Consider the following 12519-nt stretch of genomic DNA (forward strand, 5'->3'; position numbering starts at 1 on the left):
GTGATTTTTAGTTCAACTTCTTCATCTAGTGCAAGTGCAACAATTCTTAATGCTCCAGATGTAGATTTGTATGCTCTAACATCAACTCCTTTAAATAAAACATCATCTCGGAATGCTTGAAAACCTGGATTATTGAACTTTACTTCATCTTGACATGAACTAAAAGCTACTAAAATTACGATTAGGGAAAATAACTTTTTCATTTTAAATTTTTAATTTCAACTACAAAAATAGTTTTTTTACTGAATTGACACACTTTTTTAACAAATATTCTAATAAAAACTATTTTATAAAAGTGTTTGGTCGAGTTAAAAAGTTTTATATCTTTGCACCCTTTAAAATAACCGAGGTCGAGAACCTCAAATTAATCAAAAGATTATGTCAGTAAAAATTAGATTACAAAGACACGGTAAAAAACAAAAACCTTTTTACTGGATCGTAGCAGCTGATGCTCGTTCAAAAAGAGATGGTAGATACCTTGAGAAATTAGGGACTTACAATCCAAACACAAATCCTGCAACTATTGATTTAAACCTTGACCAAACGGTACAATGGTTACACAATGGTGCTCAACCAACAGATACTGCTAGAGCAATTCTTTCTTACAAAGGTGCTTTATTGAAACATCACCTTGATGGTGGAATTCGTAAAGGTGCTTTAACTCAAGAACAAGCTGATGCTAAATTAGCTGCTTGGATTGAAGAAAAAGCTGGAAAAGTTGATGCTAAAAAAGACGGATTGTCTAAAAAACAAGCTGATGCTAAATCTAAAGCTTTAAAAGCTGAAAAAGTAGCTAATGAAAAACGTGCAACTAAAGCGGAAGAAGCTGCAAAAGTATCTGAAGCTACAGAAGAAGAAGCTGTTGCAGAAGTAGTTGAAACTCCAGAAGCTGAAGCTGTTGTTGCCGAAGTAACTGAAACTCCTACTTCAGAAACTCCAGAAGTTGAAGCTGTTGTTACAGAAGAGGTTGTTGCAGAAGTAACTGAAACTCCAGAAGCTGAAGCTGTTGCTACAGAAGAAGTTGTTGCAGAAGTAACTGAAACTCCAGAAGCTGAAGTTGTTGCTACAGAAGAAGTTGTTGCAGAAGCAACTGAAGCTCCAGCTACAGAAGAAGCTAGCGAAGAAAAAGAAGCTTAATATATAGCGATAATGCGTAAAGAGGATTGTTTCTATTTGGGCAAAATCGCTAAAAAATTTAGTTTTAAAGGTGAAGTTCTTATCTATTTAGATACTGATGAGCCTGAGTTATATGAAAACATGGAATCAATTTTTGTTGAATACAACAAAAATTTGGTTCCATTTTTTATTGAAAATTCTTCTTTGCATAAAAATGACTTTCTTAGAGTTAAATTTGAAGATGTTGATAATGAACAAGAAGCAGACAGTATAATAAACTGCGAAGTATATCTTCCTATTTCTATGTTACCTAAACTTGAAGGTAACAAATTTTATTTTCATGAAGTTATAGGTTTTGAAATTGAAGACAAACGCATAGGTGTTTTCGGAAAAATCGTGTCAATAAATGATTCTTCTGCACAACCTTTATTTGAAGTTATAAATGGAAATGTAGAAATTCTTGTTCCAATGATTGATCAGTTTTTAGTTAAAATTGATAGAGAGAATAAGAAAGTTATTATGGATTTGCCAGAAGGACTTGTTGAAATGTATCTTTAGAAAAGTGTTCGGTAACCATTTTTAGTGTTCCGTTAAAAGCTTCAAAAATCAAAATTCGTTAATCTTCAATCGTTAATCAATTTGTTTTCATTCAAAAAATTTTCCGTTCAACAAGATAAATGCGCTATGAAAATTGGCACAGATGCTGTTTTACTTGGTGCTTGGTGTCCAATTGACAATAATCCTTTTTCGGTTTTGGATATTGGAGCTGGAACTGGAATTTTGTCATTAATGATAGCTCAAAGAAGCAATGCTGAACAAATTGATGCCTTAGAAATAGACGAAGATGCCTACGAACAATGCGTAGAAAATTTTGAAAACTCTCCTTGGTTGGAAAGATTATTTTGTTTTCATGCAGGTTTGGATGAATTCATTGATGAACCTGAGGATGAATATGATTTAATTATTTCCAATCCTCCATTTTATAGTGAAGATTACAAAAGCAAAGACTCTCAAAGAGATTTGGCTCGATTTCAAGATGTATTACCATTTGAAGATTTAATTGACGCTGCCGATTTGTTATTGTCTGAAAATGGAATTTTTGCAGTAATTATTCCTTTTAAAGAAGAAAAACGATTTATAGATTTATGTGCCGAAGTTGAACTTTTTGCTATAAAAATTACTCGTGTAAAAGGTTCGCATACAACTCCAATTGTTAGAAGTTTATTGGCTTTTAAGCGATTAGAACTTTCTGTTTTAGAAGTTGAGGAATTGGTTATTGAAATTAATCGTCATGAATATACTGATGATTATATCAGTCTTACTAAAGATTTTTATTTGAAGATGTAAAAAAATTCACAATTTAAAATTCTTTATTATATTGAATTAGTTAAATTTACAGTTTCAATTTTTCTAACGAAACCTTATATTTTGAAATTAAAATCTTCATTTTTAATTATTATTTTATCTTTTTTTCATAGCTTTTCTCAAACAGGAAGACAAGTTTATGGTAAAATTGTATCAAATGAATTAGCATTACAATCGATAGATGTTGTTAATTTGAGCACCAAAAAAAGCGCTACATCTGATAAAAATGGAGTTTTTAATATCGAAGCAACTATTAATGAAACACTTTATTTTATTTCTAAAGATTATCACGATATAAAAATAAAAATCACTCATGAAAATCTAAATAAAAAACTTATAATCAATCTAATAAAAAAACCTATTGAAATTGAAGAAGTAAAAATTGATAATAAATTAAAATTTAATAGTGTCGCCAATTATAATGATATTAAAATAGCAAAAATTGAAAAAGATTTAACAAAAGCAAAAGTAATTGGAGTTTACACTGGCGAAATGGTTAATGCTATAGATTTTGTACAAATTGGCAAATCGATATGGAAATTATTAAAAGGAAAAAAGAAAAAACCAATAAGCATTGAAGAAGAAATAGATTATCAAAAGTTTATTGAATCTGTTTTTAATGAGGATTTTTTTGTCAAATCTTTACACTTAAATCCCGACCAAATAAATCCTTTTCTTGATTATGTATTAACAGATAAAAGTGTTTTGGAAGTAATTAGTAAGAAAAATAAATTTGAGATGATGAATGTTTTGATTATTAAAAATAAGGAATTTGTAAAACTGAAATAAGTTTATTAAAGAGAAGTCCTAGCCCAGATAGAAATGAAAATCCTTTTATTTTTTTCTTTAAAAAATAAAAGATTGTAATGAATAGCTGGAAATAGCTTCAAAAAATAACTATCGTTCAACAATTTCTCAAATATGTTTTAGTAACTTTGCAAACGTTTTCGTAGAAACTAATTACATTTATATAAACAGATTGCTTCGCTTCACTGCGTTGCTCTCGCAATGACATACTAATGAAACCAGATTTATTTCAAGCTCCAGATTATTACTTGTTAGACGATTTGCTAACAGAAGAACATAAATTAGTGCGCGATTCTGCTCGTGCATGGGTGAAACGAGAAGTTTCTCCTATTATTGAAGAGTATGCTCAACGTGCCGAATTTCCTAAACAAATTATAAAAGGTTTAGGAGAAATTGGCGGTTTCGGACCTTATATTCCAGAAGAATATGGTGGTGCAGGATTAGACCAAATTTCATACGGATTAATCATGCAAGAAATTGAAAGAGGTGATTCTGGTGTTCGCTCAACCTCATCTGTTCAATCATCTTTGGTAATGTATCCTATTTGGAAATTTGGAACCGAGGAACAACGTAAAAAATACTTACCAAAATTAGCAACTGGAGAATTCATGGGTTGTTTTGGATTGACTGAACCAGATCATGGCTCAAATCCAAGCGGAATGACTACTAATTTTAAAGATAAAGGTGATCATTATTTGTTGAATGGTGCAAAAATGTGGATTTCAAATGCTCCTTTTGCAGATGTTGCAGTAGTTTGGGCAAAGGATGAATCAGGAAGAATTCACGGATTGATTGTAGAGCGAGGAATGGAAGGTTTTACAACTCCAGAAACGCACAATAAATGGTCACTTCGTGCTTCATCTACTGGCGAATTGATTTTTGATAATGTAAAAGTTCCGAAAGAAAACTTGATGCCAGGAAAATCTGGACTTGGTGCGCCAATGCAATGTTTAGACTCTGCAAGATATGGAATTGCTTGGGGTGCAATTGGTGCTGCAATGGATTGTTATGATACTGCTTTGCGTTATGCAAAAGAGCGTATTCAGTTTGACAAACCAATTGCTAGTTTTCAATTACAACAAAAAAAATTAGCCGAAATGATTACCGAAATCACAAAAGCACAATTATTAACTTGGCGTTTGGGTGTTTTGCGTAACGAAGGAAAAGCTACAACTGCTCAAATTTCGATGGCAAAAAGAAACAATGTTGATATGGCAATTCATATTGCTCGCGAAGCACGACAAATATTGGGTGGAATGGGAATTACAGGTGAATATTCTATTATGCGTCACAGTATGAACTTGGAATCTGTAATTACTTATGAAGGAACTCATGACATTCATTTGTTGATTACTGGTGCTGATATTACAGGAATTCCAGCGTTTAAATAGTTTTTATACTAAATTACTTTTACTGCAAACTCGCAAATGATATTGATTTAATTTGCGAATTTGCAGTTTTTTTATTCTTGTTTTTTTACTTTTATACAAATATTAAAAATGTTTTCATCTCAAGATAGATTAACCAAAGCATATAAAGAAGCCAAAAGAATATCTTTTGACAACAATTCTAAATTCATTCTATTTAGTGATTGCCATCGTGGTGATGGAAGTTTTGCAGATGATTTTGCCAACAACAGGAATGTTTATTTTCATGCTTTGAATCATTATTATAAAAATGATTTTCAATATATAGAACTTGGAGATGGTGATGAATTATGGGAGAATTTATTTTTTAAAGATGTTTTAGAAGCTAATAAAAATGTTTACTTATTACTAAAGAAGTTTTATTTGGTAAACAAACTTCACATGATTTATGGCAATCATGATATGGTTTATAGAAATCCAGATGTTGTAAAAAAGAATTTATCTGAATATTTTGATATTGTAATAGGTAAAAAAATGCCTTTAATGCCCGATTTAAAATTTAACGAAGGAATTGTTTTAGAACATACAGAAACCAAACAAGAATTATTTTTAACTCATGGTCACCAAGCCGATTTTATGAATTATGTGGGCTGGAAATTCAATCGCTTTTTTGTTAGAATATTATGGAAACCTTTGCAAGTATGGGGAATAAAAGACCCAACAAGTCCGGCAAAAAATTATTTAGAATTAATAAAAGTTGAAAGAAGAATAAAAAAATGGATTGCCGATAACGGAAATATCATCACAATTGTTGGTCACACTCACAGACCACATTTTCCTAAACCACAAGAAAATTTATTAAATTTCTTTAATGATGGAAGTTGTGTTCACCCAAGGAATATTACTGGTATAGAAATTGAAAACGGTAAAATATCATTAGTTAAATGGTATATTGATACTAATGAAGATGGTGTTTTACAAATTGTAAAAGAGCATATTGAAACGCCTCAAAATCTTAGTGATTACAAAAGTATTTAATCTTCTGGAGCTAATTCTATCTCTAAACCATCTAAATTGGGTGAAATTGTTATTTGACAACCCAAACGACTATTTCTTTTTACATTGAAAGCTTCTGATAACATTGCGTCTTCGTCTTCATTCATTCGAGGTAATTCAATGTCATTTAAGATATAACATTGACAAGATGCACACATTGCCATTCCGCCACAAATACCAATAGTTCCTTCTTCGGCAAGTTCATACATTCGAATTACTTCCATGATATTTAAATTCATGTCTGTTGGCGCTAACACTTCGTGACTTTGTCCGTTTCTGTCGGTGATTTTTAGAGTGATGTCTTGGAGCATTTGATTATTTTTTACAATAATGTATCGATTCTTCTACAGGATATTTTTGATCCAAATCAATATTATTAAACCCTTTACCATTTCCCCAAGAAAACACTTTCTCAAAAAAGGGTAATAGTTTATTGTTCTTTATTTTTTCTAAAAAATAGACTTCGTGGTCTTTTTCTTTTATTCCCATTTCGTACAAAATTTGATCGTATTTTGTAATTCCGAGTGAATTAAAATACTGTTTCATTCTGAAATATTCACAAACATTGCCGCTTTCTAATCTTCCTGCAAAATAAAATGGCATGAACCAACCAATTACATAACAACTTGCAGAAATTACTTTTCCAATAACATGAAATTTAAACTCATACCATTTTGATATTGGGATTCCGAAATCGTTCATAATTAGTAAAACTTCATCTCGATGATTCCATTCGTCTAATTCAATTTGATGGATTTTTTTTTCTGAAGAACATCTTTTACCGAACCTGCGTGACCTTGATAAGCAAAAGAAGCTGCTTTTTCGGCAGAATAAGCTTTTTGGAGTAAATCGATAAGTTCAGGATGAATTAATTGCATTTATTTATCTTTTTTGTTTTTTGAAAGCTGTTCAATATCTAATAAATCTTTTAATCTACCTGTTGATTTCTTGTTTTTAATTAAATCGTCAAAATCAATGTAAGGAACCTTAAATTTTTCTAATTCTAACCACTTACAATTTGTTAAACTTTCTCCAAAATTTAAACCACTAACTTTTGTTAGTATTTCTATTTTTCTAGGTTCAACTCCTATACTCCAAACATCAAATTTTTCACTTTCAAAATCTTCAATTGAAAATATTGGAGCACCAAAATCATTATATACTTGTTGTAATTTATTGTAATTTTCTGAATTTTTGTTTATCCATAAATCTAAATCTCCTGTACTTCTTCCGAAACCATGTAAAATAACTGCATAACCGCCTACTAATAAGTAGTCTACATTGTGTTTGTCTAATAGTTCTAAAAAATCTAAAAAATCAATATTGAATAAGTTCGGCATGTTTTCTTGAGGAAAAAATTGTTCTATCTACTTTTTTTTCAGGTGTTGAATCAAAGATTGAATTGATAATATCACAAGCATAGTTTAAACGTTCTAATGGCGTTTTATCTTGATAAAAAGTGACATGGTCATCTGCTTCTTCAAAAGTAGATTTTGAAACAACAGTTCTATCCATTTTATAATTATCCATAAATATCTATTAAAGAAACAAATATAAAAAATTATTCAATAGATTTTACAACCGCTTTCTCAGCTTCTTTTCGAGTTCCATCAAAACCATCAATACCAGAAACTGTGGTATATTTTAATACATATTTCTTGCCTGGATTTATTCTTTGGTAAACACTTTGAACCATTAATGTTGCTTCATGAAAACCACACAAAATTAATTTCAATTTTCCAGGATAAGTATTCACATCTCCAATGGCATAAATCCCTTCGATATTGGTTTGATAATCTAAGGCATTATTAACCTTGATTGCATTTTTTTCTATTTGTAATCCCCAATTGGCAATTGCACCGAGTTTTGGTGTAAGTCCAAAAAGAGGTATAAAATAATCTGTCTTTATATTACGATGTGCACCGTTTTCATTAATATCTATTGATTCTAATTTTTCTGCTCCGTTTAAACCAACAACTTCAGCTGGTGTTATGAGATGAATTTTTTTAGAATGTACTAATTCTTGTACTTTTTCTACTGAATCTAATGCTCCGCGAAATTCATTTCGTCTGTGAATTAAAGTTACTGATGAAGCAACGTTTGAAAGAAAAATACTCCAATCGAGTGCCGAATCTCCGCCACCAGCAATAACAATATTTTTATCTCTAAATAATTCTGGGTTTTTAACAAAGTATTCTATGCCTTTGTCATCATAAAAAGCAATATCTTCTATCAATGGTTTTCTTGGTTCAAAACTTCCTAATCCACCTGCAATTGCAACAGCATTGGCATGGTGTTTTGTTCCTTTATTGGTGGTTACAATAAACGTTCCATCTTCTTGTTTATCTATCGTTTCGGCAGTTTCATTTAGGGTAAAACCAGGTTGAAATTGTTTAATTTGTTCCATTAGATTGGACACTAAATCGCCAGCCAATACTTCTGGAAAACCAGGAATATCATAGATTGGTTTTTTGGGATATAATTCTGATAATTGTCCTCCAACTTGAGGAAGTGCATCAATTATATGGCATTTTAATTTTAGTAATCCGGCTTCAAAGACTGTAAAAAGTCCAGTTGGTCCTGCACCGATTATTAGTATATCTGTTTTTATCATTTCTTTAAAATCATTACTTGCAACAATAGAATCGTTGCGCGCAACGATTTTACTGATTTTATTATTAACCAATATTCACCACAGTTTCTATTTGTGGAGCATATCTTTTAATAGTTGTTTCTACTCCAGCTCGCAAAGTCATTTGATTGACACTACAACCAGTGCAAGCACCTTCAAAACGTACTTTAACGTGTTTTTCATCCTCTATAGAAACAAGAGAAATGTCGCCACCATCTGAATTCAAAAACGGTCGAATTTCTTGTAATGCTTTTTCGATGTTTAAAATTAATTCTTCGTTTGTCATATTTTAGATTTTTGGATAATTCGATTTATAGATTGTTAGACTTTGTAAATTCTAATAATTGGATAATCGAGAACTCTATTTTTTAACAGCAGAACATCCGGCCATTGTTGTTATTTTTATTGCTTCTGTTGGTGCAAGAGTTGAATTTCTATTTACAGTTTCTTGAACTACATTTCTTGCTATTTCTTCGTAAATTTTTTCTAACGAAGAAGCTGTTTGCAACGCTGCAGGACGACCATAATCTCCTGCTTCACGAATACTTTGCACTAACGGAATTTCTCCAAGAAAAGGAACTTGCAAATCTTCGGCAAGGTTTTTTGCACCTTCTTTTCCAAAAATATAATATTTATTATCTGGTAATTCTTCGGGTGTGAAATATGCCATGTTTTCTATAATTCCTAGTACTGGAACATTAATGGATTCTGATAAAAACATTGAAACTCCTTTTTTAGCATCTGCAAGAGCAACTGCTTGTGGAGTGCTTACTATAACTGCGCCAGTTATTGGTAATGATTGCATTATTGAAAGGTGAATATCTCCTGTTCCTGGTGGCAAATCGATTAACATAAAGTCTAATTGTCCCCAATCTGCATCAAAAATCATTTGGTTTAATGCTTTGGCAGCCATTGGACCACGCCAAATAACCGCTTGACTTGGAGCAGTAAAAAATCCTATAGAGAGTAATTTTACTTCATAACTTTCTATGGGTTTCATTTTAGATTTACCATCAACCGTTATTGAAATGGGTTTTTCGTTTTCTACATCAAACATTATTGGCATACTTGGTCCATAAATATCTGCGTCTAAAACTCCAACTTTAAATCCCATTTTAGCCAATGTTACTGCAAGATTAGCTGTTGTGGTAGATTTTCCAACACCACCTTTGCCAGAAGCAATAGCAATAATATTACTTATTCCTGGAATTGCTTTTCCTTTTATTTCGTTTGGATTTTCTTTTGCTTCAACTTTTATATTAACTTTTACAATTGCTTCAGGAGAAAATTGTTCATGAATAAGTTTTTTAATATCATCTTCGGCACGTTTTTTTATGTGCATTGCTGGAGTTGCAATAGTTAATTCAACAACTACTTCATTGCCAAAAGTGAGTACATTTTGAACTGCGCCACTTTCGACCATGTTTTTTCCTTCGCCAGCAATTGTTATGGTTTCTAATGCTTTAAGGATTTCTTTTCTGTCTAGTTTCATTGTCATGAATATTCTGATTTTCAGCTATTTTTATTTAAACTGATTTTAGATTACAAATATAAGAAGAAGTTTAGGAGTTTAAAAGTTTAAGAGTTTAAAGTTTTAGCAAACGCTTGATAATGTTTTATTATTTTTTTGTAATTATTTGTAAATTCTTAAAAAAAATAGGAAATAACTATAAAAAAATCTGAACTTTGATTCCACAATTTAAATTATGGGATTATCAATACATTATAAAGGAAGTTTAAAAAACGCATTCGATTTAAAATCATTAATTGAAGAAGTTGTTGATGCTGCTAAAGTAAATAATTGGAAGTATTTTATTTTTGAAAATGAATTTGAAAATAATTCTTTTTCAGAAGTAGTTGATACCGAAAATTTATTTGGAGTTATGATTTCGCCACCAGAATCTGAACCTTTTTGTTTTTCATTTTTATCTAATGGAAAAATGTCTGGTTTGATAAATTTTAATGTAATGCAAATTGACAAAGTTATTAATGAAGATTTAATTTATTATGTTGCAACTAAAACGCAATATTCTGGATATGAGAATCATAAAAAATTAATTTTGCTAACTGATTATATTAGTAAAAAATATTTAAATAATTTTACTTGTATTGATGAAGGATATTATTGGGAAACTAGAGATGAAGAATTACTTAAAACAACTTTTGAAAAATACACTAACTTAATTGAAAGCTTTACAAGTTCAGCAGAAATGATTCCGATAAATGAAGGTGAAAAACTGGAAGATTATTTACTTCGATTGGCAGAAATAACTAACAAAAATTTGAAAAATGATTGATAAAGAAAACAACGAAGAAGAGTTGCCAAAACTAAGCATTGAGCAAGAAAACGAATACAAAAAAATGAAATTATCACTAGAAAATGATGCTATATTTGGTGAAAGCTCTAGAAAATTACCTCCAGAAATAGAAGGTCAATTTTTAGATTATATAACGAATTTTGAAAATGCTTATAAAAATGTTAAGCAAATTACAGTTTACGAGAAGTTAGGAAGTCCTAAATTTAAAACAGTTGAAGAAATTAAAAATGATTTTGATTTTATAGAAGAATTACATTTATTAAACGAATTGTTATCCCAAAAAAACATTTCTTTAGATGTATTATGTGATTATGAAAATGAAAGTAAATTAATTTACACTTTCATTGTTGAAGAACTTTTTAATCAAGAAATAGATGATATGAATGTAGAAGGAATGGTAACACATTTTACTTATGAAGAATTTCATCCAAATGACGAATATGACGTAGAAAATGATTGCAAAAATTTTATAACTATGTTTTTAAACACAAAATCTAATTTTTACGAAGAATATCATTCTAGAGACGCACAAAATCATGAAGCATTAAATAATTTTAGAAGTTTGTTTTCAAAATTTAAAATTAAATATTATAAATATGATTCTGCACAAATAATTAATGATCATGCTACCGCAAATTTTAATATAGATTTTTCTGCAAAAATAAAAGGTACTGATGCAAAAATCTTATATTCTGGAGATGGCACAATTACTTTTAAAAGAAAAAATGGATATTGGTATGTTCAAGAAGTTAATTTACCAATTATGGATTAATTTTTATAAAATTATAACTTTTCTGGAGTCCAAAAAAACTTTTCAAAATCTACAATCTGATTATCAACAACAACAATCCCTTCGTTTTCCAAGAGTTGCTGCATTAAATTGGTTCCGTCAAAGTGCATTTTTCCTGTTAGTAATCCTTTTTTGTTTACCACTCTGTGAGCAGGAACATCTTCTAGCGTATGACTTGCTTTCATTGCCCAACCAACCATTCTTGCCGATCGAGCTGCGCCAAGATGTTTTGCAATTGCACCATAAGAAGTTACTTTTCCGTAAGGAATTTTACGTGCTATTTCATAAACTCTCTCAAAGAAATTAACTTCCATTAGAAATGATATTGCACTACATTAAATAAAGTTATTAAGGCAACAATTGCAGTTATAATTCCTATTATTTTATTCATGTTTTGCATAAAATAGTCGGTTTTAGTTTTCATTTTATTAAAGAAAACAACATAGAGATAAAACACCGAAAACGAACCCAAAACAATACCCGAAACTAAACTATAAATTGAAAAGGTATCAAATAGAAAAATATTATACGATGCTAAAGTTATACTAACAAACACATAATATGGAATTGGGAAAAAATTGATTGCAGAAATTAACATTCCCATAAAAAAGCGACTTCTTTTGCTCTTTAATTGTATAGATTCTTTCTGGTTAATATTTGGTTTTTTAGCTAAAAATAAAAAATAAATTGACAAAACTGTAAAGATAAACAAACCAATTTCTCGAAGTAAAACAACAATTTCTTGATGACTATTGATATACTGTGCAAAAATAATTGAAATATAAGTTTGAAAAAAAATAACTATTAAAGCTCCTAAAACAAAGACCATTGCTCTTTTTCTACCATCAGTCAAATCTACTTTTGCGGCAGTCATGTTTATTAATCCAGGCGGAATAATACCAATTACTCCAGCGATAAATCCCGATAAAAGAGGAATGATTATGTTCATAAATGTTCAAATTTTTAAATTCAGATATTTGAATTTAAATTTGAGTAAAAAAAAAATTATTTTATTTTGAAACGAATATACGTAATAGATTTATTAATTTCCAAATATTGTTTTTCGTA

The 12519-nt window shown here is 30.1% G+C and carries 18 protein-coding genes and 1 pseudogene; 8 read left to right on the plus strand and 11 right to left on the minus strand.

Annotated elements, in window-relative coordinates; translation table 11 throughout:
• The coding region (locus ACH2BO_RS10515) for a DUF6252 family protein (RefSeq protein WP_395044701.1) at positions 1-203 on the minus strand (203 nt) is incomplete at its 3' end.
• Positions 204-378: 175 nt separating this feature from the next.
• On the opposite strand from ACH2BO_RS10515, the pseudogene ACH2BO_RS10520 reads away from it, so the two are divergent.
• From ACH2BO_RS10520 to ACH2BO_RS10545, 6 genes and pseudogenes are all read left to right on the plus strand, one after another.
• Positions 379-921, plus strand: a pseudogene (locus ACH2BO_RS10520) (30S ribosomal protein S16); the annotation flags it as partial.
• 228 nt (positions 922-1149) lie between these two features.
• Entirely contained in the window at positions 1150-1674 is a 525-nt protein-coding gene (gene rimM, locus ACH2BO_RS10525) for a ribosome maturation factor RimM (protein ID WP_395044702.1), read from the plus strand.
• Positions 1675-1800: 126 nt separating this feature from the next.
• Positions 1801-2463, plus strand: coding sequence for a tRNA1(Val) (adenine(37)-N6)-methyltransferase (locus ACH2BO_RS10530; protein WP_395044703.1), 663 nt, complete (start codon positions 1801-1803; stop codon positions 2461-2463).
• Positions 2464-2544: 81 nt separating this feature from the next.
• Positions 2545-3270: a hypothetical protein gene (locus ACH2BO_RS10535; protein WP_395044704.1), complete on the plus strand. Its 726-nt coding sequence runs from the start codon at positions 2545-2547 to the stop codon at positions 3268-3270.
• Positions 3271-3500: 230 nt separating this feature from the next.
• Positions 3501-4679 (plus strand): acyl-CoA dehydrogenase family protein, encoded by a 1179-nt coding sequence (locus ACH2BO_RS10540; RefSeq protein ID WP_395044705.1) that lies wholly within the window; start codon positions 3501-3503, stop codon positions 4677-4679.
• Positions 4680-4787: 108 nt separating this feature from the next.
• Positions 4788-5693, plus strand: a complete 906-nt coding sequence (locus ACH2BO_RS10545) for a serine/threonine protein phosphatase (protein WP_395044706.1) — start codon at positions 4788-4790, stop codon at positions 5691-5693.
• On the opposite strand, the gene ACH2BO_RS10550 is transcribed toward ACH2BO_RS10545, so the two are convergent.
• From ACH2BO_RS10550 to ACH2BO_RS10585, 8 genes are all read right to left on the minus strand, one after another.
• Positions 5690-6022 carry a ferredoxin gene (locus tag ACH2BO_RS10550; protein WP_395044707.1) on the minus strand — a complete coding sequence of 111 codons (333 nt, stop codon included), beginning with the start codon at positions 6020-6022 and terminating at the stop codon, positions 5690-5692. The genes ACH2BO_RS10545 and ACH2BO_RS10550 overlap by 4 nt on opposite strands.
• 4 nt (positions 6023-6026) lie before the next feature.
• Positions 6027-6413, minus strand: coding sequence for a hypothetical protein (locus tag ACH2BO_RS10555; protein ID WP_395044708.1), 387 nt, complete (start codon positions 6411-6413; stop codon positions 6027-6029).
• A 35-nt stretch (positions 6414-6448) separates the two neighbouring features.
• Positions 6449-6589 (minus strand): hypothetical protein, encoded by a 141-nt coding sequence (locus tag ACH2BO_RS10560; protein ID WP_395044709.1) that lies wholly within the window; start codon positions 6587-6589, stop codon positions 6449-6451.
• Positions 6590-7051 carry a hypothetical protein gene (locus tag ACH2BO_RS10565; RefSeq protein ID WP_395044710.1) on the minus strand — a complete coding sequence of 154 codons (462 nt, stop codon included), beginning with the start codon at positions 7049-7051 and terminating at the stop codon, positions 6590-6592.
• The gene (locus ACH2BO_RS10570) at positions 7029-7241 is read right to left on the minus strand and encodes a hypothetical protein (protein ID WP_395044711.1); all 213 of its coding nucleotides are present in this window, start codon (positions 7239-7241) and stop codon (positions 7029-7031) included. Before ACH2BO_RS10570 ends, ACH2BO_RS10565 begins: the two co-directional genes overlap by 23 nt.
• A 31-nt stretch (positions 7242-7272) precedes the next feature.
• Positions 7273-8325, minus strand: a complete 1053-nt coding sequence (locus tag ACH2BO_RS10575; RefSeq protein ID WP_395044718.1) for an NAD(P)/FAD-dependent oxidoreductase — start codon at positions 8323-8325, stop codon at positions 7273-7275.
• Between the two features lie 64 nt (positions 8326-8389).
• Entirely contained in the window at positions 8390-8629 is a 240-nt protein-coding gene (locus ACH2BO_RS10580) for a NifU family protein (RefSeq protein WP_395044712.1), read from the minus strand.
• A 75-nt stretch (positions 8630-8704) separates the two neighbouring features.
• Entirely contained in the window at positions 8705-9835 is a 1131-nt protein-coding gene (locus ACH2BO_RS10585) for a P-loop NTPase (RefSeq protein ID WP_395044713.1), read from the minus strand.
• A 214-nt stretch (positions 9836-10049) separates the two neighbouring features.
• On the opposite strand from ACH2BO_RS10585, the gene ACH2BO_RS10590 reads away from it, so the two are divergent.
• Positions 10050-10640 carry a hypothetical protein gene (locus ACH2BO_RS10590; protein ID WP_395044714.1) on the plus strand — a complete coding sequence of 197 codons (591 nt, stop codon included), beginning with the start codon at positions 10050-10052 and terminating at the stop codon, positions 10638-10640.
• A complete protein-coding gene (locus ACH2BO_RS10595; RefSeq protein WP_395044715.1) occupies positions 10633-11433 on the plus strand; it encodes a hypothetical protein in 801 nt (266 codons plus the stop codon). The genes ACH2BO_RS10590 and ACH2BO_RS10595 overlap by 8 nt, the downstream gene beginning before the upstream one ends.
• A gap of 11 nt (positions 11434-11444) precedes the next feature.
• Here ACH2BO_RS10595 and ACH2BO_RS10600 read toward each other — a convergent pair whose 3' ends face one another.
• On the minus strand, positions 11445-11765 hold the full coding sequence (locus tag ACH2BO_RS10600) for an MGMT family protein (RefSeq protein ID WP_395044716.1): 321 nt from the start codon (positions 11763-11765) through the stop codon (positions 11445-11447).
• A complete protein-coding gene (locus tag ACH2BO_RS10605; RefSeq protein ID WP_395044717.1) occupies positions 11765-12400 on the minus strand; it encodes a LysE family translocator in 636 nt (211 codons plus the stop codon). The genes ACH2BO_RS10600 and ACH2BO_RS10605 overlap by 1 nt, the downstream gene beginning before the upstream one ends.
• Positions 12401-12519: the final 119 nt, after the last annotated feature.

The sequence above is a fragment of the Flavobacterium sp. genome (assembly GCF_043773265.1).
Classification (GTDB): Bacteria; Bacteroidota; Bacteroidia; order Flavobacteriales; family Flavobacteriaceae; genus Flavobacterium.

What these genes read in the sequence shown, in the direction of transcription:
- ACH2BO_RS10590 (WP_395044714.1), top strand. Translation starts at nt 10,050, where the DNA reads ATGGGATTATCAATACATTATAAAGGAAGTTTAAAAAACGCATTCGAT.
- rimM (WP_395044702.1), top strand. Translation starts at nt 1,150, where the DNA reads ATGCGTAAAGAGGATTGTTTCTATTTGGGCAAAATCGCTAAAAAATTT.
- ACH2BO_RS10580 (WP_395044712.1), bottom strand. Translation starts at nt 8,629, where the DNA reads ATGACAAACGAAGAATTAATTTTAAACATCGAAAAAGCATTACAAGAA.
- ACH2BO_RS10560 (WP_395044709.1), bottom strand. Translation starts at nt 6,589, where the DNA reads ATGCAATTAATTCATCCTGAACTTATCGATTTACTCCAAAAAGCTTAT.
- ACH2BO_RS10545 (WP_395044706.1), top strand. Translation starts at nt 4,788, where the DNA reads ATGTTTTCATCTCAAGATAGATTAACCAAAGCATATAAAGAAGCCAAA.
- ACH2BO_RS10600 (WP_395044716.1), bottom strand. Translation starts at nt 11,765, where the DNA reads ATGGAAGTTAATTTCTTTGAGAGAGTTTATGAAATAGCACGTAAAATT.
- ACH2BO_RS10605 (WP_395044717.1), bottom strand. Translation starts at nt 12,400, where the DNA reads ATGAACATAATCATTCCTCTTTTATCGGGATTTATCGCTGGAGTAATT.
- ACH2BO_RS10565 (WP_395044710.1), bottom strand. Translation starts at nt 7,051, where the DNA reads ATGCCGAACTTATTCAATATTGATTTTTTAGATTTTTTAGAACTATTA.
- ACH2BO_RS10555 (WP_395044708.1), bottom strand. Translation starts at nt 6,413, where the DNA reads ATGAACGATTTCGGAATCCCAATATCAAAATGGTATGAGTTTAAATTT.
- ACH2BO_RS10585 (WP_395044713.1), bottom strand. Translation starts at nt 9,835, where the DNA reads ATGAAACTAGACAGAAAAGAAATCCTTAAAGCATTAGAAACCATAACA.
- ACH2BO_RS10530 (WP_395044703.1), top strand. Translation starts at nt 1,801, where the DNA reads ATGAAAATTGGCACAGATGCTGTTTTACTTGGTGCTTGGTGTCCAATT.
- ACH2BO_RS10550 (WP_395044707.1), bottom strand. Translation starts at nt 6,022, where the DNA reads ATGCTCCAAGACATCACTCTAAAAATCACCGACAGAAACGGACAAAGT.
- ACH2BO_RS10575 (WP_395044718.1), bottom strand. Translation starts at nt 8,325, where the DNA reads ATGATAAAAACAGATATACTAATAATCGGTGCAGGACCAACTGGACTT.
- ACH2BO_RS10540 (WP_395044705.1), top strand. Translation starts at nt 3,501, where the DNA reads ATGAAACCAGATTTATTTCAAGCTCCAGATTATTACTTGTTAGACGAT.
- ACH2BO_RS10570 (WP_395044711.1), bottom strand. Translation starts at nt 7,241, where the DNA reads ATGGATAATTATAAAATGGATAGAACTGTTGTTTCAAAATCTACTTTT.
- ACH2BO_RS10595 (WP_395044715.1), top strand. Translation starts at nt 10,633, where the DNA reads ATGATTGATAAAGAAAACAACGAAGAAGAGTTGCCAAAACTAAGCATT.